The 22,947-nt window shown below is 59.5% G+C and carries 23 protein-coding genes; 11 read left to right on the top strand and 12 right to left on the bottom strand.

Annotated elements, in window-relative coordinates; all coding sequences use genetic code 11:
* Nucleotides 1-165: 165 nt before the first annotated feature.
* Nucleotides 166-798 (top strand): MarC family protein, encoded by a 633-nt coding sequence (locus HH303_RS06200; protein ID WP_169624369.1) that lies wholly within the window; start codon nucleotides 166-168, stop codon nucleotides 796-798.
* Nucleotides 799-853: 55 nt separating this feature from the next.
* On the opposite strand, the gene HH303_RS06205 is transcribed toward HH303_RS06200, so the two are convergent.
* Genes HH303_RS06205 through HH303_RS06215 form a run of 3 tightly spaced genes read right to left on the bottom strand, consistent with a single transcriptional unit; the run spans nucleotide 854 to nucleotide 3,802 of the window.
* Nucleotides 854-1,603 carry an ABC transporter ATP-binding protein gene (locus tag HH303_RS06205; protein WP_169624370.1) on the bottom strand — a complete coding sequence of 250 codons (750 nt, stop codon included), beginning with the start codon at nucleotides 1,601-1,603 and terminating at the stop codon, nucleotides 854-856.
* Entirely contained in the window at nucleotides 1,597-2,673 is a 1,077-nt protein-coding gene (locus HH303_RS06210; RefSeq protein WP_227421603.1) for a FecCD family ABC transporter permease, read from the bottom strand. The genes HH303_RS06205 and HH303_RS06210 overlap by 7 nt, the downstream gene beginning before the upstream one ends.
* Nucleotides 2,663-3,802 (bottom strand): ABC transporter substrate-binding protein, encoded by a 1,140-nt coding sequence (locus HH303_RS06215; protein WP_169624371.1) that lies wholly within the window; start codon nucleotides 3,800-3,802, stop codon nucleotides 2,663-2,665. The genes HH303_RS06210 and HH303_RS06215 overlap by 11 nt, the downstream gene beginning before the upstream one ends.
* Before the next feature lie 370 nt (nucleotides 3,803-4,172).
* Here HH303_RS06215 and HH303_RS06220 point away from each other — a divergent pair, with 370 nt between their 5' ends.
* Nucleotides 4,173-5,393, top strand: a complete 1,221-nt coding sequence (locus tag HH303_RS06220) for a GTP-binding protein (RefSeq protein WP_169624372.1) — start codon at nucleotides 4,173-4,175, stop codon at nucleotides 5,391-5,393.
* Nucleotides 5,393-6,040, top strand: coding sequence for a DUF1826 domain-containing protein (locus tag HH303_RS06225; protein ID WP_319637326.1), 648 nt, complete (start codon nucleotides 5,393-5,395; stop codon nucleotides 6,038-6,040). The genes HH303_RS06220 and HH303_RS06225 overlap by 1 nt, the downstream gene beginning before the upstream one ends.
* Here HH303_RS06225 and dnaE read toward each other — a convergent pair.
* The 3 genes from dnaE to HH303_RS06240 all read right to left on the bottom strand — a co-directional run bounded on the left by dnaE (nucleotide 6,037) and on the right by HH303_RS06240 (nucleotide 11,232).
* Nucleotides 6,037-9,537 (bottom strand): DNA polymerase III subunit alpha, encoded by a 3,501-nt coding sequence (dnaE, locus tag HH303_RS06230; RefSeq protein WP_169624373.1) that lies wholly within the window; start codon nucleotides 9,535-9,537, stop codon nucleotides 6,037-6,039. The two genes, HH303_RS06225 and dnaE, sit on opposite strands and share 4 nt — an antisense overlap.
* 188 nt (nucleotides 9,538-9,725) lie before the next feature.
* Nucleotides 9,726-10,247 carry a PAS domain-containing protein gene (locus tag HH303_RS06235; protein WP_227421651.1) on the bottom strand — a complete coding sequence of 174 codons (522 nt, stop codon included), beginning with the start codon at nucleotides 10,245-10,247 and terminating at the stop codon, nucleotides 9,726-9,728.
* Nucleotides 10,248-10,338: 91 nt separating this feature from the next.
* A complete protein-coding gene (locus HH303_RS06240; protein ID WP_169624375.1) occupies nucleotides 10,339-11,232 on the bottom strand; it encodes a helix-turn-helix domain-containing protein in 894 nt (297 codons plus the stop codon).
* 223 nt (nucleotides 11,233-11,455) lie between these two features.
* Here HH303_RS06240 and HH303_RS06245 point away from each other — a divergent pair, with 223 nt between their 5' ends.
* The 6 genes from HH303_RS06245 (at nucleotide 11,456) to HH303_RS20045 (ending at nucleotide 16,763) form a co-directional block, all read left to right on the top strand.
* The gene (locus tag HH303_RS06245) at nucleotides 11,456-12,310 is read left to right on the top strand and encodes a fatty acid desaturase (RefSeq protein WP_169624376.1); all 855 of its coding nucleotides are present in this window, start codon (nucleotides 11,456-11,458) and stop codon (nucleotides 12,308-12,310) included.
* Nucleotides 12,311-12,370: 60 nt separating this feature from the next.
* Nucleotides 12,371-12,976, top strand: coding sequence for an NUDIX domain-containing protein (locus tag HH303_RS06250; protein WP_169624377.1), 606 nt, complete (start codon nucleotides 12,371-12,373; stop codon nucleotides 12,974-12,976).
* A gap of 57 nt (nucleotides 12,977-13,033) precedes the next feature.
* Nucleotides 13,034-14,035 (top strand): cysteine synthase A, encoded by a 1,002-nt coding sequence (locus tag HH303_RS06255; protein ID WP_169624378.1) that lies wholly within the window; start codon nucleotides 13,034-13,036, stop codon nucleotides 14,033-14,035.
* A gap of 125 nt (nucleotides 14,036-14,160) precedes the next feature.
* Nucleotides 14,161-14,877 (top strand): alanyl-tRNA editing protein, encoded by a 717-nt coding sequence (locus tag HH303_RS06260; RefSeq protein WP_169624379.1) that lies wholly within the window; start codon nucleotides 14,161-14,163, stop codon nucleotides 14,875-14,877.
* A 3-nt stretch (nucleotides 14,878-14,880) separates the two neighbouring features.
* Complete coding sequence (gene sseA / locus HH303_RS06265) at nucleotides 14,881-15,750, top strand: 3-mercaptopyruvate sulfurtransferase (RefSeq protein ID WP_169624380.1); 870 nt, start codon at nucleotides 14,881-14,883, stop codon at nucleotides 15,748-15,750.
* A complete protein-coding gene (locus tag HH303_RS20045) occupies nucleotides 15,747-16,763 on the top strand; it encodes a GNAT family acetyltransferase (RefSeq protein ID WP_227421605.1) in 1,017 nt (338 codons plus the stop codon). The genes sseA and HH303_RS20045 overlap by 4 nt, the downstream gene beginning before the upstream one ends.
* A 79-nt stretch (nucleotides 16,764-16,842) precedes the next feature.
* On the opposite strand, the gene ccoP is transcribed toward HH303_RS20045, so the two are convergent.
* The 4 genes from ccoP to ccoN are packed head-to-tail and all read right to left on the bottom strand — an operon-like array spanning nucleotide 16,843 to nucleotide 20,151.
* A complete protein-coding gene (gene ccoP / locus HH303_RS06280) occupies nucleotides 16,843-17,712 on the bottom strand; it encodes a cytochrome-c oxidase, cbb3-type subunit III (protein WP_169624381.1) in 870 nt (289 codons plus the stop codon).
* An 11-nt stretch (nucleotides 17,713-17,723) separates the two neighbouring features.
* On the bottom strand, nucleotides 17,724-17,912 hold the full coding sequence (locus tag HH303_RS06285; RefSeq protein WP_169624382.1) for a cbb3-type cytochrome c oxidase subunit 3: 189 nt from the start codon (nucleotides 17,910-17,912) through the stop codon (nucleotides 17,724-17,726).
* Between the two features lie 12 nt (nucleotides 17,913-17,924).
* A complete protein-coding gene (ccoO, locus tag HH303_RS06290) occupies nucleotides 17,925-18,653 on the bottom strand; it encodes a cytochrome-c oxidase, cbb3-type subunit II (RefSeq protein WP_169624383.1) in 729 nt (242 codons plus the stop codon).
* 16 nt (nucleotides 18,654-18,669) lie between these two features.
* Nucleotides 18,670-20,151: a cytochrome-c oxidase, cbb3-type subunit I gene (gene ccoN, locus HH303_RS06295; RefSeq protein ID WP_406610923.1), complete on the bottom strand. Its 1,482-nt coding sequence runs from the start codon at nucleotides 20,149-20,151 to the stop codon at nucleotides 18,670-18,672.
* 166 nt (nucleotides 20,152-20,317) lie between these two features.
* On the opposite strand from ccoN, the gene HH303_RS06300 reads away from it, so the two are divergent.
* The gene (locus tag HH303_RS06300) at nucleotides 20,318-20,482 is read left to right on the top strand and encodes a hypothetical protein (RefSeq protein ID WP_169624384.1); all 165 of its coding nucleotides are present in this window, start codon (nucleotides 20,318-20,320) and stop codon (nucleotides 20,480-20,482) included.
* Between the two features lie 52 nt (nucleotides 20,483-20,534).
* Here HH303_RS06300 and HH303_RS06305 read toward each other — a convergent pair whose 3' ends face one another.
* The gene (locus HH303_RS06305) at nucleotides 20,535-21,095 is read right to left on the bottom strand and encodes a TetR/AcrR family transcriptional regulator (RefSeq protein WP_169624385.1); all 561 of its coding nucleotides are present in this window, start codon (nucleotides 21,093-21,095) and stop codon (nucleotides 20,535-20,537) included.
* Nucleotides 21,096-21,303: 208 nt separating this feature from the next.
* On the opposite strand from HH303_RS06305, the gene HH303_RS06310 reads away from it, so the two are divergent.
* Nucleotides 21,304-21,768: a nuclear transport factor 2 family protein gene (locus HH303_RS06310; protein WP_169624386.1), complete on the top strand. Its 465-nt coding sequence runs from the start codon at nucleotides 21,304-21,306 to the stop codon at nucleotides 21,766-21,768.
* Here HH303_RS06310 and HH303_RS06315 read toward each other — a convergent pair.
* Complete coding sequence (locus tag HH303_RS06315) at nucleotides 21,765-22,898, bottom strand: NAD(P)/FAD-dependent oxidoreductase (RefSeq protein ID WP_169624387.1); 1,134 nt, start codon at nucleotides 22,896-22,898, stop codon at nucleotides 21,765-21,767. The two genes, HH303_RS06310 and HH303_RS06315, sit on opposite strands and share 4 nt — an antisense overlap.
* Nucleotides 22,899-22,947: the final 49 nt, after the last annotated feature.

The raw sequence follows: 22,947 nt of genomic DNA on the forward strand, positions 1-22,947 counted from the left end.
CAAAAACCATTGATATTTCGGCCTTTTTCACAAAATCGCCAAATTTCACACTCTATGGAAACAGGGCGCTGTCCAGCGATTGGCAAGGGATAGCGTTCCCCCGCACGCCCATCCGTGCCAAGATGTCGCCACGTTTCGATTTAGGTCGCATTTGGGGGAATTTTTATGCTTGAAACGGCGTTGGTGGCCTTTGCGACCCTGTTCGCCACCGTCGGCCCTTTCGACGTGGCGATTATCTTCGCCTCCCTGACCGCGGATCAGACGCCGCGTCAGCGGATGCGGATGGCGGTCAAGGGAACCCTGGTCGCGACCGCGATCCTGATCCCCTTCGCCTTCGGCGGGGAATTGGTCCTGAATCTATTCGGCATCACCCTGCCCGCCTTCCGCATCGCGGGCGGTCTGCTGCTGTTCCTGATCGCCATCGACCTCGTCTTCGCGCGCCATTCCGGCGGCACATCCATCACGGACGAGGAAAACAAGGAAGCCACGGCCAGTCAGGATATTTCCGTTTTCCCGCTGGCGACGCCGCTGATCGCCGGACCGGGTGTCATGGGGGCCCTGGTCCTTGCCATGACCCACGCAGAAGGCCATCCGGTGGAACAGGCCCTCGTCATCCTAGCCCTTATCGGCGTGATGGCGGTTACGTTGATCTGCATGTTGTTGACGTCACAGCTCCAGAAATATCTGGGTCGCACCGGCGTCCATGTCATCTCCCGCGTCTTCGGTGTGATCCTGGCGGCGCTCGCCGTTCAGTTCGTGCTGGATGGGCTGGAAGGCAGCGGTCTCTTACCGACTTAGTCTTTTTCGAATACGGGTTTCTAACGCGACCGTCGGATCGGGACGCGATCCGGGGTCAATCCGGCATCTCCACAATCAGTTGCGGCACGCCACGAGAACACGGCTCGATACGCGCCTTTACACCATAGACGCGCCAAAGCGTGTCGGATGTGATCACCGAGGCAGTCGGACCGCAATCGACAAGCCGACCCGACTGCAAAAGCATGGCCTGGTCCGTGAAGCGGAGCGCATGTCCCAGGTCATGCAGCGCGACCAAGATCAGCATGCCGCGGTCGCGCGCAATGCGTTTCAATAAAGCGAGGAAGCCGATCTGACGATTGAGGTCGAGTGCCGCCGTCGGCTCGTCCAGCAGCAGGATTTCCGGTTGTTGGACAAGTGCCTGGGCAGCGCCGACCATCTGTCTTTGGCCGCCGCTGAGATTGCCCAATTCCCGTTTGGCGATTTCCGAAATACCGAGCTCCGCCAGAGTGGCGTCGACCCGGTCGAGATCTTCGTCGGAAACCTTCAGCCGCCGCCCCTGCATACGCGCAAGAAGGACGGACTCATACACCGTTAGGGCGGCATTCGCCCCAGTATCCTGTGGCATATAGACGATCGGGCGGCTGCTCTCGGCACCATCCACGCAGACCGCACCCCCGCCTTTCAGCAACCCGAAAATTCGACGGAACAAGGTCGATTTGCCGGCGGCGTTCGGCCCCAGCAACCCCACGACTTGCCCACCCGGAAATCTGGGCGTCGTCACCTCTCTAAGAATTTCTTCGGATCCATATCGCGCGGTCAACCGATCCAACTGCAAGCCTACCATGTCGAACTCTTCTTATTCAGGATCAGGTATAGAAAGAACGGAATGCCGACCAGCGAGGTGACGATGCCGATCGGGATGATCGTGCCCGGCAGGATCATTTTCGACAGGACGGAGCCGACAGACAGCAGAAGCGCACCGCACAGCGCCGCTCCCGGCAGGAAAAACCGCTGATCCTCGCCGACCAGAATCCGCGCGACATGCGGACCGACAAGACCTATGAAGCCGATCGTTCCCACGAAGCATACGGCGATCGCCGCCAGGACGGACACGAGCACCAGCACCTCCAACCGCAGGGCCTTCGGGTTCACCCCCATGCTTTCGGCTTTCGCATCGCCCAGCCGCATTGCCGTCAGGGCCCAGCCATGTCGGGCCAACAGAGGCAATACCAAGGCCAAGACACCGGTCGAAATCCAAAGCTTTGTCCATGTCGCCTTGGTCAAACTGCCCATGGTCCAAAACACGACGGCGGAAACAGCCTGCTGATCCGCGAAAAATTGGATCAACGCCATCAACGAATTGAATACGAAGACCATGGCAATCCCCAGCAGGACAATCGTCTCGATCGTCACACCGCGCCGCATGCTTAACGTATGGATCAGGAAAGAGGTCAGCATGGCCATGACGAAAGCATTGATCGGGATCACATAGTCGACGGCGGCGGGGACCAATACGACACCGAAAGCAAGCGCCAGCGCCGCGCCGAAACTGGCCCCGGCGGAAATGCCGAGCGTGAACGGGCTCGCCAAGGGATTGCTGAGGATTGTTTGCATTTGCGCACCCGCGACAGCGAGGCTTGCCCCCACGGTGAGCGCCATCAGCGCGACCGGCATCCGGATTTCCCACAAAATCACGCGCGCCTGAACATCGACGGCGTCCGGCGTAAACAAGGCGGCAAACACCTCTCCCAGACTGTATCGCGCCGGGCCGAGCGCCAAATCGGCACAGGTGCTTAAGAACAGCGCGGCAACAATGCCGACCAGGATGGCCTGGCGGCGAAAGACAAGGGCGCGGTAAAAACCGCGCCCCTCTGCCATATTGCCGGGCACCGACGACATCGGTTTACTCGTCATTCAATGAGATCCAATAGCCCGGCTCGTAGGCAACCGGCAGGAACCGGTCATGCAGTTCGATAAGCGTCGCCTCCGGATCAAGGTCGGCAAACAGCGCCGGATGCAGCCATTTCGCAATCCGTTGAACCGCAACGAAGTAGTAAGGGCTGTTGTAGAACTGATGCCATATCGCATGGAAATTCCGCGATTTCTGGGCGGCGATTCCGGTCATCGCCGTGCGGTGCGTCAAGGCTTCGAGCTTTGTCCGCGCAGCTTCCATATCCGACCCGGGCCCCATGCCGACCCAGCCGCCGCCGGGTACATAGGCGTCCCAATTACCGCCGGTGACGATGACGTGATCCGGGCTGGACGCGATAATCTGCTCCGGATTTAGCCGACCGAAGGTATTGGGGATAATGCCGTCGGCGATGTTGGTGCCGCCCGCAATCTCGACATAGTCACCGAAATTGCCCGGCCCGAAGCTCATGCAACAATCCTCGGAATAACCGCCTGCCCGGTCGATGAACACTTTCGGACGGTTCGGAGCCGCTTTCGCGATCACGTCCTCGACCTTCGCCATCTGCGCGTCGGAAAACGCGACGAAGGACTCGGCCTCGTCCTGCTTGCCGATCAACTGCCCCATCAAACGGACCGACGGGATCGTATGGGCAAGCGGATCTTCGCGAAAATCGATATAGACAATCGGGATGCCGAGGGCGGCCAGTTTATCGTCATAGCCGGAATCTTCGGTCGCGGTCTGCGCCTCGATATTCATCAACACGACATCCGGTTTCAACGCGGCCGCCTGCTCGACATCGAAAGTGCCGTCCTTGAACCCGCCGAAGGTCGGAATTTCTTTTAATTCAGGGAACTTCGCAGCGTAACGGGCATAGGAATCCGGATCCGCCTGAGAAAAATCCTCCCGCCAGCCAACGACACGCTTGAAAGGATCGTCCCGCTCCAGAACCGCCAACAAATAAATCTGTCGCCCTTCGCCCAGGATCATCCTCTCTACCGGCAGATCAACAGTGACTTTCCGGCCGACAATGTCGGTAATTTCCGTTTGTTCTGCATAGGTCGGGCCGAATGGCGCGAAGGCGGTCGCCGCGAGTACGGCCCCCGCAAAAAGCGAGATTTTGGTCTGATGCATGGATATCCCCTGATGTGCGCTCCGTCCTGACATTTTGAACGGGTCAGTATTGCGAATTACACGCAGTAGCACATTTATTGAAAGTGATTATCAATGTCAAATGGGGTGAGCCGAAACAACAAAAGAATCAGGAATAGGAATCAAGCCATTGATATATTGTTTATTTTCGATGCGCCTCGCCACGATATCTCCTTTTTCCCTTACGCCACTCCCCCATGGACCGGGTGTCAGGTTCTTGTGTCCCGTAGGGGTCGCGAAATCCGTCTTCAAACATTCAAGGCTTCGATAGACGAAATTTGGCTTGAGATTTATGTTTCTCCTAATATGTTATGATATAACATTTCTGATGACTATACGGAAGAGTAAGAAAATGTCCGCGCCCGACACCCGATTGCCCGTTACCGTTCTGTCCGGCTTCCTGGGCTCCGGTAAGACGACGCTCCTCAACCACGTTCTCAACAATCGCGACGGTCGGCGTGTCGCGGTCATCGTCAACGATATGAGCGAGGTCAACATCGACGCGGACCTGATCCGCGACGGTGGCGCCGACCTTTCCCGCACGGACGAGAAACTGGTGGAAATGACCAATGGCTGCATCTGTTGCACCCTGCGCGACGACCTGCTGGCGGAGGTTCGTCGGCTGGCGGATGAAGGCCGGTTCGACTATCTGCTGATCGAATCCACGGGCATATCCGAACCCCTGCCCGTCGCCGCGACATTCGAATTCGAAGATGAAGACGGAAACAGCCTGTCTCAGGTCTCGCGCCTGGACACGATGGTGACCGTCGTCGACACGGCAAACCTGCTGAACGACTATGCCAGTCACGACTTCCTATCGGACCGGGGCGAGAGTCTGGGCGAGGCGGACGACCGCACCCTCGTCGATCTGTTGGTCGACCAAATCGAATTTTCAGATGTCGTCGTCCTGAACAAGGTGTCGGACGCCGGCCCGGAAAAGCTGGATGCCGCCCGCAAGATCGTGACGGCCCTGAACCCCGATGCGCGGATCATCGAAACCGACTACAGCGCCGTGCCGGGGGACCAAATATTCGATACCGGCCTTTTCGATTTCGAAGAAGCGCACAAGCATCCGCTCTGGGCCAAGGAATTATACGGTTTCGCGGATCATACGCCGGAGACCGAGGAGTACGGCGTTTCCTCCTTCGTCTATCGGGCGCGCCGTCCCTTCCACCCGTTGAAGGTCGATAAAATCCTGAACGGCGACCTGCCCGGCGTCATTCGGGCAAAAGGGCATATGTGGATCGCCACACGCCCGGATTGGGTTGCGGAATACTCCCTTTCCGGCGCGATCAGCAGCATCAAGCCGTTGGGCAATTGGTGGGCGACCGTTCCGCACGCGCAACGTCCGGACAATCCCGACGCCGTGGCCTATCTGGCCCGGCATTGGCAGGACCCGTTCGGCGACCGGCGCCAGGAACTGGTTTTCATCGGGTCCGGTATGGACAAGACCGCCATCACCGCCGCTTTGGACGAGGCCCTTGTCGGCAGCGACACCGAATTCACACCGGAAGATTGGGCCTTTCTGGCCGACCCGTTCCCCGTCTGGAAACGTCAACCGGAGGCCGCATAGTGGCCGACGCAGCGTTACGCATCCCAAAGACGGAACCGGCTCAGGACTCTCCTGCGAATCTTGTGGCGGAAGCGACATCACCGGACATCCTAAACGATATTTGGTTGCCCGGTCGCGCCGTCACCATTTGGCGGCGGAAACCGCAGCCGACGTTTCAGGATTGGATTGACGCCGTCGCACCCGACCGCCTGCCGCAGGGACGCGTCACCCTGACGCCCGACCGCGCCGAAGACGCCGTTACCGTCCTGTGTGACCAGGTGGGACTGGCCCCGTCTCCCAACAGGTCGATGCTGACCGGGGATATCGCCGCCCTGGCCGCAATTTTCGCCCGTGTCCTGTCTGTCGATTTAGTTCGCCTGCGTCTGGATGTGGTACAGGACAATGCCTGCACCTTGTTCCATGCCGACACCGTTCCGGCGCGTCTGTTATGCACCTATCGCGGACGCGGCACCGAATACGGCGTGTCCGATGACGGCGACGCCCCGCGCACCGTAACGTCGCTGCCCACCGGCTCTGTCGGGCTGTTTCGCGGCCTGCTGTTCGCAAAGGACGAACAAACCGGAATTGTCCACCGGTCGCCGCCGATCGAAGGAGCCGGCGAAACCCGGTTGCTGTTGGTCATCGACGTCGTGTCGGAAAATCCCTAAAGGTCCTGCACGTCCACGATGCCGGGGATGGCCTTCACGGCTTGGCGGAAGGCGGCGGTGACTTGGTAGCCCTTGTCGAGGGCGAAATCGACGTCGCCCTGGTCGGTGTCCAGCGCGCGCAATTCGATGCGGCCCCGTCCCGGTTTGGCATGACCTTCGAAGATCGCGCGCAGTTTGGGGATGTCGCTGTCGCCGTTGACGATGATGCGCATGCCTTTCGCGGCCTGGGCGGCTTCCTCGTCCAAGGACTTTACCGAATTCGCGGTCAGGCGGAGTTCGGCGTCCGGCCCCTCGCCTTTCTTGTCGACGTTCACGACCATCAGAAGCGGCTGGCCGGAATCCAAGAGTTCCCGTGCCCCGGCGAGGACTTCGGAAAACAGCGTGACTTCGAAATTGCCGGTTGCGTCGGACATGGCGACAAAGGCCATTTTCGACCCACGCGAGGTGGTCATCAGCCGACGACCGCCAACGATCCCGGCCAGTTTCACGCCCTTGGACAGGGCGACACGGCCGGATTGGACGTCGCTCCACTTACTGACCCCCAGTTTGGCGCAGGACGCCTCATAGGCTTCCAACGGGTGAGCGGACATGTAGAAACCGATGGCGTCGAATTCGTTCGACAGCTTTTCCGTCGGTCCCCATTCCGGGACGTTCTGCAGCTTCGGGCGGTTCTGGGTCGACAGATCGCCGCCGAACAGGCCCGCCTGGGCGCTGGTCCGATCCGCCTGCGTCGCCGATCCATGGCCCAGGACGTTTTCCAGGCTTTCGAACAGGCGTCGGCGGTTCGGTTCCAGGGAATCGAAGGCCCCGGCCTTGGTCAGGTTTTCGACCAGCCGCTTGTTCAGCGCCTTGCTGTCCACCCGCTCCGCAAAGTCGAAGACATCCTTGAACGGGCCGCCCTCATTCCGCGCGGCAATGACACTTTCCATCGCGCCCGACCCGACATTCTTCAACGCCGCCAGGGCATAGCGAACGCAGCGGTCGCCGTTTTCATCCTTTTCCACCGAAAAGGCGACGTCCGATTTGTTCACATCCGGCGGCAGCAACCCGATCTTCAGCCGCGCGATTTCCTCACGGAAGACGTTCAGCTTGTCGGTATTGTGCATGTCGAGCGTCATGGACGCGGCCATGAATTCCACCGGGTAATTGGCCTTCAGCCACGCGGTCTGATACGCGACCAGCGCATAGGCGGCGGCGTGCGACTTGTTGAAGCCATAGCCTGCGAAGGCGTTGATCATATCGAAGATCTGGTTCGCCTGTTTCGCGTCGACGTCGGAATGTTCCTTGGCCCCGGCAACGAAAATGGCGCGCTGTTCGTCCATTTCCGCCTGGATCTTCTTCCCCATCGCGCGGCGCAACAGGTCCGCACCGCCCAGCGTATAGCCCGCCAGGACTTGGGCCATCTGCATGACCTGTTCCTGATAAATCGGGATGCCGAAGGTTTCCTTCAGAACCGGTTCCAGCTTCGGATGGGGATAGATCGGTTCCTCTTCCCCATGCTTGCGCTTGATATAGGTTGGGATGTTTTCCATCGGCCCCGGTCGATACAGGGCCACGACGGCGATCAAATCCTCCAGCCGGTCAGGCTTCAGATTCTTCAGCACGTCGCGCATGCCGGAACTTTCCAACTGGAACACGCCGGTCGAAATCCCGCGGCAGAGCATGTCGTAGCTTTTCGGATCGTCGAGCGGGATTTTGGCGATATCCAGCGGCGCGTCCCGGTCGTCGCGCAGGTCGATCAGACGGCGTGCCTTGTCGATCACGGTCAGCGTCTTGAGGCCCAGGAAGTCGAACTTCACCAGACCGGCCTGTTCCACGAATTTCATGTTGAACTGCGTCACCGGCATGTCGGAACGCGGATCGCGGTACAGCGCGACGAGCTGATCCAACGGTCGATCGCCGATCACGACCCCCGCCGCATGGGTGGAGGCATGGCGGTACAGCCCTTCCAGCGCCTTCGCCATGGTGACGAGGCGCGAAACGGCCTCGTCCTCGTAAATCTGCTGCTGGAGGAGCGGTTCGCCCTCGATCGCCTGCGCCAGCGTCACCGGGTTGGCCGGGTTGTTCGGCACAAGTTTGCAGATGCGGTCGACCTGGCCATAGGGCATTTGCAGCACACGTCCGACGTCGCGCAGCACGGCGCGGGCCTGCAACTTACCGAAGGTGATGATCTGCGCGACCTTGTCGAAGCCGTATTCCTTCTGGACATAGCGGATCACCTCGTCCCGGCGGTCCTGGCAGAAGTCGATATCGAAGTCGGGCATCGATACGCGTTCCGGGTTCAGGAAGCGTTCGAACAGCAGCGCATATTTCAGCGGGTCCAAGTCGGTGATCGTCAGCGCCCAGGCAACGACGGACCCCGCGCCGGACCCACGCCCCGGCCCCACCGGGATATCGTGGCCCTTCGTCCATTGAATGAAGTCCGCAACGATCAGGAAATAACCGGGAAAGCCCATCTGCCCGATGATACCCAGTTCATAAGCCAGACGGTCCCAGTAAGGCTTGGCGACTTCCTCCCGCGTCGCCGCGTCCATGTCGTCGGTATAGACCTCGTTCTCAAGACGCTCTCGCAGCCCGGCTTCGGCAAGGTCTTTAAGCGCCTCTTCCGACGTGCGGTCGCCGCGCTTGGTGTAATCCGGCAGCAGCGGTTTGATCTTTTCCGGCATATAGGCGCAGCGCTGCGCGATCACGACAGTGTTGTCCACCGCCTCCGGCAGGTCGGCGAAGAGTTCGCGCATCTCCCCCGCCGTCTTGAAGCGGTGATGCGGCGTCAGCTTCCGCCGGTTCGGATCGGTCAGCACCGTCCCCTGGGCGATGCAGAGCAGCGCGTCATGCGCCTCATACATCTTTTCTTCCGGGAAATAGCAGTCGTTGGTCGCCACCAGCGGAATATCGAGTTCATAGGCGAAGTCGATCAGGATGGGTTCGATCTTTTCCTCATCCACCAGAAAATGCCGCTGGATTTCGACATAAAGGCGATTGGAGAAGATGTCTTTCAGATGCTTCAGGCAAGCCTCCGCCGCCGCATTCTGACCGTCGACCAGCAAGCGCCCGACCGGCCCGTCGATCCCGCCGGTCAGCGCGATCAGACCGTCGTGGCATTCCGCAAGATCCGCCATGCCGATTTGCGGCGTTTCCCCGGCCTCCGTATTCAGGAAGGCGCGGCTGACGAGCTTCATCAGGTTCAGGTATCCGGCCTCGTTCTGGACCAGCAGGACCATCTTGTCCGGCGCGGGTTTCGGCCCATGCGCCTGCGGTCCGTCGCGTTCTTCCCGGCGCAGGCTGATCTGCACCCCGGTTACGGGCTGCACCCCGGCGCCGGAGGCCGATTGCGCGAATTCCAACGCGCCGAACAGGTTGTTCGTATCGGTGATCGCGCAGGCCGGCATATGCTGCCCGGCGCAGGTCTTCACCAGATCTTTGACGCGGATCGCCCCTTCCGCCAACGAATAGGCGGAATGGACACGAAGGTGAACGAAGGCGACTGTATCGGACATAACCCGGAGTCTATGCGAGTCCCGCCCCCTGTCACCGGGAACGGTCGCGAACATCTAAAATTCTTCGGGATAAGGCTGTGGATAGACCGCCGACATTGTAGTTCACGGCGGCAAACGACGATTGGACGGGCCCTTAGGGTGTCTATGCCGGTGCCGTGTCCCGGATTAAACACCCGGCGGCGGCGCGGTCATGGTTTCAACTCCCAGACCGGCTGTCCCTTAACCACGCAGGTAAGAAAATGCGTGACGTGATTGCCGTCCTTCGACAAGGGCAGATCCAGATAGCACAACTTTATATGCTCGCGGTTGTGCCAGTATTCCGGTCCGGTGCTGACACCGATAAGACGCTCGTCCACCAGGGCGCGAAAATACAGAAGGTCCGTCTTGTTTTCGATTTTGTAACTCATGTCGCGCAAGGTCGTCCCCGTCAGGTTGGCCCCGTAGGTTTCAGACGCTGCGGTTCCACATAACCTGAAATAAAGGTCGAACGGATCGTGCCGAACTTCAAACAGGACGAGATGGGCATGCCAACCGACGAAATCGCGCATTTCGAAATCGCGCCATGCCGGTAGTTTCTCGCCGTCTCTTTTGCTGTTCCAAATTGCGAGTAACGGATCAAAGACGGGAAAGGGTGTCCGCACGCTGTCTGTCGGAAATGCCAGATACTCCCACCCCGAACCGGTGGTCCACCTTCTTATTTGTTCCGTCATCGTCACCCTATTCGGGAACAGGGCCTAAACCGCGTTCCAACAAGCATCGCGCCCCGCCGATCAACATAGTGCGGAACTCTGATAACTAGAATTAATTTATCCCAACGCTCTTTCTCAAGCTCAGGATATATCCGGGCATTTCATGGGCTTGAACCTTCGCGGCCCGGATCAACCCATCAAAGTGATCGGACAGGGTGCGGATATGTTCGCGCGTGTTGAAGACGAAATACATCTGCCCCAGAAAGACGGCCGCGCGTTTCGGACCGAAAACCGTATACGGCACGGAAAACATGCGCCGCCCGTCGAACAAATAGAGCCGGACACGCGGATAAAGTTCACTGAGCAAGGCCGCCATGTAATCCAATTGATCCAAGCGTGCCTTGACCGGAAGTTCGCACCAGACGCCGTTTCCCTTGGCGAATGACTCCATCATTTGCCAGGAGCAACAAATTTCCATTTCCGCCTCCGGTACACGGGATTGGGCAAGGCGGTTCTCTATGCTGGTCTTTGCCTCTGCTTCCGACTTCGCCTCATAGGTCGCGTATTCATAGGCAAGCACGGCATCCGTCTTCACAAGATCCGGAATGGACGACGGAACGTAACGCACCTTGTACCCCACGGATTCGGCGTGCCAATGCTCAATCAGGCTGTCGTCGGTTTCCGCGGACCCGGTCATGGCGATTTCAACCGTTTCCCGCAAAATGGCGGCGCCTCGCCCCGGCTCCTCCGCCAGCCCCAACAGCCAGTCCGTGCTGACCTGTAGCGCCGTGGCCATGGATGCGACCGTATCCGCGCGGGGCAAACGATCGTTCGACCGCGACAGCAATTGCGACAGTGTGGACCGATCGATGCCGATGGCACGGGCCAGACCGGACTGGTTGATTCCGACACGGTCCATCGCGCTTTCCAAACGCGATCTGAACGCCGCAACGGTTTCCCGACGATCCGCACTACGCCCAATGGGCATTTCAGCTTTCTTGACCATCGTATCCATATCTAACGATTGATTACTTTTGTCAACATTTGCTTCGTTTTGTTTACAAGATCAACGTTTCCAAAACAAACCTGTCAGGAGTAGTCAGGAGGAACCGATACTTCTCAGAAAAGGCAGCGTTCCCATGGCGTCCCTAGCCGGTTTACCCCCCACTGAAATTCCGATCCCTTCCGCGCCACGAACACGCGCTGCCTTCGCAGAATGGCCGACATGGATGGTCTGGGCCGGTGTGCATGCCGGGTTTATCGGGGTGACGTGGTACTGGACGGCCTTACCTTTCTGGGTCGTACTACCGATCTTCGCCTATCTGCATTGCCTCGATTCCCATCTGATCCACGAAGTCCTGCACGGTCACCCGACCCGATCGGCCCGGATCAATCGCTGGCTGATGGCAATTAATTTGAACGGTTGGGTTCCCTACGAGATTTACCGTGACAGTCATATCGCGCATCACCGAACAGACCACCTGACACATCCGGAAAAAGATCCCGAAAGCTACTATGTGACGGACCGCGATTGGCGGACCTTACCTGCCCCCATTCGCTGGCTGCTGACGGCCAATAACAGCCTGATCGGTCGCATGATCTTCGGGCCGGTCATTGCCATCCCAAGATTTTTTCTAGCGGAACTGCGCCGCATCGCATCCGGGGATTTGCGCTATTTGCCTGCTTGGGGAATCCTGATCGTCAACGACATTGCGCTGGGTTACTGGACCTTCGGCGTCTGCGACATTCCCGTGTGGCAAGCCGCCTTGGCAATTTACGCCGGAATGGGGTTGGCGACGGTGCGATCCTATATCGAACACCGCCCGGCGGAGGACCAGGACGCCCGCACGGCCATCATCGAAGGTGGACCGTTGATGCAGTTGCTGTTCCTCAACAACTGTTTCCATCTAGTCCATCACGATCAACCCGACCTGCCCTGGTACGAAATTCCGTCGGCCTATCGTCGCAATCGGGATTCCTGGATTGCGCGAACGCGCGGCCATTGGTTTCCGGGCTATTGGACGGTTTTCAAGCGCTTTGCGATCCGTCCCAAGGATACCCCCGTCTTCCCAAGCGATATCTGATCGAGACTTCCGAATTCCAATCGCTATACTCCCGCCGGATAGCGACTAACGGAGACGGAAGTGACCCAGGATCGCAAGGTGGAAGTCGTCAAAAAGGAAACGCCGTTCCAGGGATATTTCCGGGTCGACCGATATCATCTGCGGCATTCCCAGTTTCAGGGCGGTATGGGGAATGTCGTTTCGCGCGAAATTTTTGAACGCGGTCACGCCGCAGGCATTATCCCCTATGACCCCGTTCGGGACGAAGTCGTGCTGATCGAACAGTTCCGGCCCGGTGCCTTTGCGGCCGGCGATCCCGATCCCTGGATGATCGAAGTCGTCGCCGGGATCGTCGACGAGGGGGAGACGCCCGAAGATGTCGCGCGGCGCGAAAGTGTCGAGGAAGCGGGCGTGATCCTTGACAATCTGCATCCTATCGGCCGGTTTTACATGACACCGGGCGGCAGTTCGGAATCGATCACCCTGTTCGTCGGTCAATGCGATGCAAGCAAGGCCGGCGGTATTCACGGTCTGGACGAAGAAGGCGAGGATATTCGGGTATTCACCGAACCTTTCGACACCGCCCACCGCATGGTTTTGAACAATCGCATCAACAACGCCATGACCGCTATGGCGGTGCTGCTGCTGGCTTCTTGCCGGGAAACCTTGCGGAAGGAATGGGCGTGACCTATTTAACGGTCAATGGCGGAGGAAACTCCTAATTCACACAGAAAGAATGCGCTTATGACCTTCCGATCCGATTTCACCGATGCCGTCGGCAACACCCCCTTGATCAAGCTGAAACGCGCGTCGGAGGAAACCGGCTGCACAATCCTGGGCAAGGCCGAATTCCTCAATCCCGGCGGGTCGGTGAAGGACCGCGCGGCGAAATACATCATCCTGGACGCGGAAGAACGCGGCGAACTGGAACCGGGCGGCCTGATCGTCGAAGGCACGGCGGGCAATACCGGGATCGGTCTTGCCAGCGTCGGCAATTCGCGCGGCTATCGCACCTTGATCGTCATCCCGGAAACGCAAAGCCAGGAAAAGAAGGACGCTCTGAAACTGCTGGGCGCGGAACTGGTCGAAAACGTCGCCGTTCCCTACAAGGACCCGCGCAACTACGTCCACACGGCGAAACGCATTGCCGAAGAACGCAAGGCGACGGAACAGCACGGCGTGCTTTACGCGGATCAGTGGGACAACCTGTCCAACCGCACCGCGCATATCCGATCGACCGGGCCGGAAATCTGGGACCAGTTGGACGGTAAGATCGACGGCTTTTCCTGCGCCATGGGAACGGGCGGCACTCTGGCGGGGATGAGCCTGTATCTGAAAGGCCAGAACAAGGACATCAAGATCGCCGCCGCCGACCCGATGGGTGCGGCCATGTATAACTGGATCAAGACCGGCGAATTGAAGGCGGAAAGCGAAGGGTCGATCGCCGAAGGCATCGGCCAGGGCCGGATCACCGGCAATATCGACGGCGCGGAATTCGACGACGCCTATAAAATTCCGGATGCGGAAGCCCTGCCCATCGTGCATCGCCTGCTGAAGGAAGAAGGCCTGTGCATGGGCCTGTCCACCGGCGTGAACATCGCGGGGGCCATCCGTCTCGCCAAGGATTTGGGGCCGGGCCATACCATCGTGACGGTGCTGTGCGATTGGGGCCACCGTTATATGGGCAAGGTCTGGAACCCGACCTTCCTGAAGGACAAGGGCCTGCCCGCGCCGGATTGGCTGTAAGCGCCTTCCTTTCGAATTGAGATGGCAAGCCCTCTCCCTCATCGGGAGAGGGTTTTTCATACCAGCCGTCTTTCCTTTTCGGCCTCCCTGACTAGGCTGTCGGAAACCGATTAAGGGAGAGCGCGATGACCGACCGTACCGAAGAACTGTTCCGACAGGATTCCTACCGAAAAAGCTGCGACGCGACGGTTGTGGAGGTCAATGATCGCGGCGGCATCGTCCTGGACAAGACGGTTTTCTATTATACCGGCGGCGGCCAACCGGGCGATTCCGGCACATTGCGTTTCGACGGCAGTGAGATCCGCATCGCCACCACCGTTCAGGCGGAGGGCGACATTATCCATGTCCCCGAGGAAGGACAGACGCTGCCGCCCGTGGGGACCGCCGTCACCGCCGAAATCGATTGGGACCGGCGCTATAAGCTGATGAAGATGCACACCGCCATGCATCTGCTCTGTTCCATTGTGCCCTGCGGCGTCACCGGCGGGCAGGTCGGGGAGGAGAAAAGCCGCCTGGACTTCGATGTCGGCGACCACACGCTGGACAAGGACGCGCTGACAAACGAATTGAACCGCCTTGTCGCGGAAGATCATGCGCTGGAGACATTCTGGATCACCGACGCGGAATTGGACGGCAATCCCGACCTTGTCCGCACCATGTCCGTCCAGCCGCCGCGCGGGTCCGGCAAGGTCCGTCTGGTAAAAATCGGTGATGCGGTCGACCTGCAACCCTGCGGCGGAACGCATCTGGCGCATACCGGAGAGATCGGACTTCTGCGCGTCGGCAAGATCGAAAACAAAGGCGCCCGCAACCGGCGCGTCAACATTCACCTGGAGGGATAATCCATGTCCCAATTCCCGCTCGTTTCCCCGCAATGGCTGAAAGGCCGGTTGGACGATCCCAAGACGGTCGTTTTGGACGCAACCTATCACCTGCCCAATGTGAACCGCGACGCGAAGGCCGAATTCCTGGCGGAACATATTCCCGGCGCACGGTTCTTCGACATCGATGGCGTGAAGGACAAGACGGATCCCCTGCCCCATATGGTTCCGTCGCCGGAAGACTTCGCAAAGGTCGCTGCCGGTTTGGGCATTTCGAATGACAGCCATGTCGTCTGCTATGACGCCTACGGTTTGTTTTCCGCGGCGCGTCCGTGGTGGATGTTCCGCCTGTTCGGCCATGACTCAGTATCGGTCCTCGACGGCGGTCTGCCTGCCTGGAAAGCAGCAGGGTTGCCGGTGGATAGCGGCGCCCCCGCCCCGGTTACGGCCGGCCGGTTCGAAGCCTCCTTCCGGCCGGAGCTGATCCGACGCCTCGCCGACGTCACCGCGAACTTGACGTCCAAGCAGGATACGATCCTGGACGCCCGATCTGCGGGCCGGTTCGACGGCACGGCGCCGGAACCGCGCCCGGAACTGCGCGGCGGGCATATTCCGGGGTCCCTGAACCTGCCCTTCAGCGATCTGGTCGACCCCGACACAAAACGGGTCAAGGACATCCACGCCCTGGAATCCTCCTTCCGAAAGGCGGGGATCAAACTGGGCCGTGACAAGGTCGTCGCATCTTGCGGTTCCGGGGTTACGGCCTGCGTCCTGGCGCTGGGCCTCAGCCTTCTTGGCGACGATACGGCAGCAGTCTATGACGGGTCCTGGTCGGAATGGGGCAGCCGTCCCGACACGCCCATCGACAATCCGAACGGAAAACAACATCCATGAACATTCGCGAATGCACGGATGCGGATATTCCGCATCTGGTAACGCTTTGGCAGGAATGCGGCCTGACACGGCCCTGGAACGATCCGGAAGCGGATATCGCATTGGCACGGCGCTATGCGGGATCGACCGTTCTGGTCGGGGAAGTCGACGGGGCCGTCATCGCCTCCGCCATGGCCGGATTCGACGGGCATCGGGGCTGGATCTACTACGTCGCCATTTCGCCCGATCATCAAGGCAAGGGCCTGTCCCGCCCCATCACGGCGGCGGCGGAAAACTGGCTGCGCGATCTCGGCTGCCCGAAGGTGGAACTGATCATCCGGGAAGGGAACGAGAAGGTCCTGGCCGTCTATGACGCCCTGGATTACCAGCGCGAGCCGCGCATGCTGATGGCGAAATGGCTGGTCGAACCGCCCGCCCCGTCGGCGGATATGGGCGACCGCCTGTTGGATGTAACCATCACCTATCTGGAAATGACAGCGCGCCCCGACCGACCGATGCCGCATCCGCCCGCAACCGAACAACCGCTCAGCCTCCAGCGTCTGCATGAACCGACGGTGTCCTATTATCGCTACCTGCAACACACGGTCGGCGATCCCTGGCTGTGGTGGGAACGGCGCCTAAAATCCGACGGAGAACTCGCGGCGATCATTCACGACGACGCGGTGGAGATTTACGTCCTCAGCCTGGGCGGGGTTCCGACGGGATTCGTGGAATTGGATTTCCGCGCCATGCCGACGGAGGCAGAAGTCGCCTATTTCGGCCTGCTGCCGGAATTTATCGGTCGTGGCTTCGGCCCCTATCTGCTGCAATGGGCGATCGATTGCGCCTGGAACCGCAGCCCGGCACCGGAAAAGCTGTCGGTGAATACCTGCACCCTGGATCACCCCAAGGCCCTGGCCGGGTATCAGAAGGCTGGGTTCGAGGTCGTCGGGCAGGAAACCAAACAAGTCCCCGACCCTGTGCGGGCCGGGCATATCCCGAAATCGGTAAAAATCCTGACGCCCGGATACTGACGACACCCGCGTGCGAAACGAAAAGGGCGGCCCGACCAGGCCGCCCTTTCCTATTTTGTACGAACCTATACGCGGGTTCTTACTGACCGCCGCCCAGCGAGTGGACATAGACCGTCAGCATCTTGATCGTGACCGGGTTCAGACGGCCAGCCCATGCCGGCATGACGCCGTGGCGGGGCTTGGAAATCTGATTGACGATCGCGTCGTAGTTATCGGCATAGAGCCAGACTTGATCGTTCAGGGCCGGTGCGCCGAGTTCCTTGTTCCCGACACCGCCTTCCATATGGCAGGCGACGCACTGTTCCTCGAAAACCGCGGCCCCTTCGGCAGCAGCGGAGGCATCGTGCTCATGGCCGGTCAGGCTCAACACATAATTGGCGACCTGCTCGATCTGATCCGTTTCCAGAATGCCGTCGCCGAAGGCGGGCATTTCCGAAAACCGCGTGTCGTCGTCCTTGTCCCAACGGATACCGTGCTGGATGGTTTGCTGGATCGTTGCCAATTCACCGCCCCACAGCCAGTCGTCGTCCTGGAGGCTGGGATAACCCGGACCGCCTGTCGCGCCCGACCCGTGACACGGCACGCAGTTTTCGGCGAAGGCCGCCCCACCGCCCGCGACGGAGAAGGCCAGCATATCGTCGTCGTGACGGATCTGTTCCAGGTCGGACGTCGCGATACGGTTCAGGATTTCGCCCTTCGCCGCGTCGGCCGCCGCCAATTCCTGTTCGACCTCGACACGGGCGGAATAACCTTCCGTACCCTCGAAATAGGTCGTCCCCAGGGGAACCGACGGGAACATCACGGCATAACCGATGGACCAAATGATACAGGCGTAGAAGACATAGAGCCACCAGCGCGGAAGCGGATTGTTCAGTTCCTGAATGCCGTCCCAGGTATGGCCGGTCGTCTCAACGCCGGTGACCGAGTCTTTTTCAATCTTCGTCGGCATGACATGCCTCCTCAAGTCCGGTGCCGGGTGGTGTGCCCGACATCGTTATCGTCGTTCTCGAATGGGATACGCGCCGCGTGATCCATCTCTTTCTGGCGCTTCTTGCTGGGCCAGAAGGCATAGGCGACGGCGATGACGAACATCGCCAGAAGCCACGCATTCCACCCGGCATTCGCCAGTTCAACGATAGAGTCCCACATGATGCGATCCTCCTATTGCCGTAGGGCGTCGGCGTCGTACTGGCTGAAATCGACCAGCGTGCCGAGCATCTGAAGGTAGGCAATCAGCGCATCCATTTCGGTCAACCGGGTCGGATCGCCATCAAAATCGCCGACCACGGCGCCCGGATAGCGTTCCTGCACGGCATCCCAATCCCCGTCCGGATCGGCCTGGGCGACCAGGTCGTCATGGGCGGCGGCGATCATCTCTTCCGAATAGGGCACACCGACATAGGTCAACGCCTTCAGGTGATCCGCGATATCGGCAACGTCGAGATCGCTTTCCGCCAGGAAGGGATAGCCGGGCATGATCGATTCCGGTACGACCGCGCGCGGATTCTTCAGGTGAAGATCGTGCCAGTCATTGGAATATTTACCGCCGACGCGGGCCAGATCGGGTCCGGTCCGCTTCGATCCCCACTGGAACGGATGGTCGTACATGCTTTCCGCAGCGATCGAATAGTGACCGTAGCGTTCGACCTCGTCCCGGAACGGGCGCACCATCTGCGAGTGGCAGTTGTAGCAGCCTTCGCGGATATAGATGTTACGCCCGGCCAGTTCCAGCGGCGAATAGGGCCGCACACCGCGAACCTTTTCGATCGTGCTTTCGATGGTGAACAGGGGCACCAATTCGACAATCCCGCCGATGGCGACCGTGACCAGAACCAAAACCGTCATCAGCGAGATGTTGGTTTCGACGAATTTATGTTTGATCAAAGACATCTTATCGCCTCCCCGATCATTCGGCAGCGGCCGGCGCGACGCCGAAGCGGGTGACCGCCCCTTCTTCACGCGTATGGCCCTGGATCGTGCGGATCAGGTTGTAGACCATGATCAGGCTGCCCAGCAGGAAGAAGACCCCGCCAATCGCCCGGATCACATAGAAGGGATGCATGGCCGCCACGGTTTCCACGAAGCTGTACTGCAGGAAGCCGAGGTCGTCATAGGACCGCCACATCAGACCCTGGAGAATACCGGACACCCACATCGAGGTGATGTAGAGGATGATCCCGATGGTCGAAATCCAGTAGTGCCACGCGACCAGTTTGATGCTGTACAGGCGATCGCGGTTCCACAGGACCGGCACCAGATAATAGACCGCACCGAAGCTGATCAGCGCGACCCAGCCCAGCGCACCGGAATGCACGTGGCCGATGGTCCAGTCGGTATAGTGGCTGAGTGAGTTGACCGCGCGCACCGACATCAACGGCCCTTCGAAGGTCGACATGCCGTAGAAGGCCACGGCCGTCACCATGAAGCGCAACACCGGATCGGTCCGCAGTTTTTCCCACGCGCCGGACAGGGTCATGATCCCGTTGATCATACCGCCCCAGCTGGGCATCCACAGCATCACGGAAAACACCATGCCCAGCGTCTGCGCCCATTCCGGCAGCGCCGTATAGTGCAGATGGTGCGGGCCGGCCCAGATGTAGAGGAAGATCAGCGACCAGAAGTGGACGATCGACAGACGGTAGGAATAGACCGGACGTTGGGCCTGTTTCGGAATGATATAGTACATCATGCCCAAGAAACCCGCCGTCAGGAAGAACCCGACCGCGTTATGCCCGTACCACCACTGCGTCAGCGCGTCCTGAACCCCGGAGAACAGCGAGTAGCTTTTTGCCCCGAAGAACGACACCGGCATGGAGATGTTGTTCACGACATGCAGCATCGCGACGGTGACGATGAAGGCCAGATAGAACCAGTTCGCCACATAGATATGCGGTTCCTTTCGGCGCATGATCGTGCCCAGGAAAACGATCAGGTAGACGACCCAGACCAGCGTCAGCCAAAGATCGACATACCATTCCGGTTCCGCATATTCCTTGCCCTGCGTGATCCCGGTGACGTAACCGAGAGCCGCCATGACGATGAACAGCTGATACCCCCAGAACAGGAACATCGCTACTTCCGGCCCGCCATAGAGCGGCGTCCGACAGGTGCGCTGCACGACATGCAGCGACGTTGCCAGCAGCGCGTTCCCCCCGAACGCGAAAATCGCCGCAGAGGTATGCAGCGGCCGCAGGCGCCCGAAGGACAGGAATGAAACGTCGAAATTCAGAAGGGGGAAAGCCAACTGAAGCGCGATAAACACGCCGACCGTAAAGGCCGTAACCCCCCAAAACATCGTGGCGACGGTAAAACACCGCACGACGGTTTCGTTGTATTGCGGTGTCCCGACGGGTTCCCCCATCACCGCAGAGGCTTGCGAAGCACTCATCTCTCTTATCTCCAACCGCGTTCCGGGTTACACTTTAACCCGCTGGTAGTGATGCCGTTTATGATCCATTCGTGACTTTGTCACATTGATACAGGTCAAGGTACGGCATACTCGTCTGGGTTAAGTGTAACCGAAGATTTGCCGAATGTGTTAAAGGAGCGAAGAAATGGGCAATTGGGCGATGGGAATTTTCATGTCGATCATCGCGATCCTGGGGCTTTTCCTCTCCAGCGGGGCTGCGGATCACACGATGCAATGGGTCGGCTTGCTTCTGGCCGGTTTCGGTATCGCGTATAATTACAGCCTGATCATCCGCAATACCGGCCATTAGAGACCCGTATTCACCGAATCGGGCCCGCCAGCAATCGGCAACCCGGCAATCGTCAGCCCGGTAATCCGGACAGCAAGGCCGCGGCAGCGGCCTTCGCGTCTTTTGCCGGATCCTTTTCGTGTCCCAGATGGGCGGTAACGATCGCCCCTTCCTTCAGTAGCAGCAGCATCCGCGCCAAGGCCGCCGGGTCATCGGCCCCAGCCTGCGCCGTAATTTTTTCCACCTGACCGAACAACAGCCGCTTGTGTTCCGCCGCCTGCGCATGGATCGGATGGGCCGGATCGGGATATTCCGACGCGGCCTTAATAAACATACAGGATCTGAATTCAGGTTCCGCGAACCACTCCCCCAACGCGTCGAACAGAGCCAACAGCTGCCCTTTCGGAGTCTCCGCCTCCTCCATACGGGAAAATAACCAAGTCCGGAACTGTTCGTCCCGCAGCTTCAGGACCGCAAGAATCAGGTCTTCCTTGCTGCGGAAGTGTTTGAACATCGTCGTCTTCGAGATGCCTGTTTCCGCCGACAGCAGGTCCATACCCGCAGCGTGGAAGCCCTCACGGTAAAAGATCGTCAGGGCGTTTTGCACCAGTTCATCACGCTTGCTCGGACGCATAAAACCTCCCGCTTTCACCACTTCCCAGATATTCCACGGCGATTAACTTACAATTTAACCGATTGATTTATAAATATTTTATCGATCTCTCTGAATTCCCGAAACGCAATCTATCCAAAAATCGGACGAATGTCAGTTGACTTTATTTACCGATCGGTACATTTACGAAAAGCAAACTGTACTGATCTGTTCACATAAGGAGCATACCATGACCCGCCCGCCCGTTCCGCCATTCACCCAGGAAACGGCTATTCTGAAAGTGCGCGCCGCCGAAGACGGCTGGAACCGTCGCGACCCGGAGAAAGTCGCCGAGGCCTATACACTCGATTCCGATTGGCGAAACCGCAGTGAATTTCTCATCGGGCGCGATGCGGTTCGTGATTTCCTGACCCGAAAATGGGCCGAAGAACGGGAATATCGCCTGATCAAGGAATTATGGGCCTTCACCGACAATCGAATTGCCGTGCGCTATGCCTATGAAGCCATGCGTCCGGACGGCACGTGGTTTCGGGCCTATGGCAATGAGAACTGGGAATTCGCCCCGGACGGCTTGATGGCCGTGCGTCGCGCGTCGATCAACGACCTGCCGATTTCCGAATCGGACCGCCTGTTCCATTGGCCGCTGGGGCCGCGCCCCACCGACCATCCCGGCCTGTCCGAGCTGGGGCTTTAATGTCCCGAGTGCCCCAGTTTTTCGGATACATGCCGCGCAATCGCAAGGGACGCGGTCAAACCGGGGCTTTCGATCCCGTACAGGCAGACGAGACCGGGAACGCCATGCGCATCCGGTCCGTCTATCCTGAAATCGTCACCGACGGCCCCTGCCGGGTTCAGTTTCGGTCGAATGCCGGAATAGCCCGGCGACAATGCCGCCGGATCCATGTCGGGGTAATAGCGGCGGATCGCGTCCGCGAATCCGTCTCCCCGTCTCGGGTCGACCCGATAGACATCCGGGCTTTCCGGTCTATCGATCCATTCGGTATCCGGCCCGAACCGTGTGCGTCCCTGCATGTCGATGGTGACATGGACCCCAAGCCCCGCCTTCGCCGGAACGGGATAGATCAGGCGGCTGAACGGTGATTTTCCGGACAGCACGAAATAATTGCCCTTACAGAAATATTGATCGGGAATCGCGGTTGCGGGAAAGCCGTCCAGGGATCGGACGACGTCCTGACTGTACAATCCGGCGGCAATGATGACGGTTCGCGCCTTGACGGACAGGGCGGCCGCCCCGCCCGTGCGAATTTCGGTGCCGTCTTCATGGACCTTTCCGCCCGCGACCGGCGTGTCGAAAGCCAGCATCGCCCCATGCGCCTCGGCGTCGCCCTGATAGGCCAGCATCAGGGAATGACTGTCCACGATCCCGGTCGATGGGGATATCAGCGCCTTGGTGCAAGCCAGGGCCGGTTCCAACTCCATGGCTTCCGCCCCGGAAATCGGCTTCAGCGCATCCTCGCCCGTCACGCCGTTGCGTTCCGCTTTCGCCAAGATGCCGTCCAGAACCACGTCTTCCGCAGCTGTCGTCGCGACAATCAGTTTCCCGCATTGACGATGCGGTACCCCCCGGTCCCGGCAATAGTCGTAAAGCCTGCGCCGCCCCTCGACACAAAGACGCGCCTTCAGGCTGCCTTCGGGGTAATAGATACCGGCGTGAATGACCTCGCTATTGCGCGAACTCGTCCCCGTGCCGATCGCCGATTCCGACTCGACCACAATGACCTCGCGGCCTTGCTCCGCCATTTGCTTTGCACAGGCTAGGCCGACGACTCCGGCCCCGATAATCAGGCAGTCCACATGATCCATAATTCGACAACTCTTTCGGCTTAACGGGGGAATTGCATTTCCGCCGCCG

It is taken from the genome of Pacificispira spongiicola (assembly GCF_012926505.1).
In the GTDB taxonomy this organism is placed as follows: Bacteria; Pseudomonadota; Alphaproteobacteria; order UBA8366; family Aestuariispiraceae; genus Pacificispira; species Pacificispira spongiicola.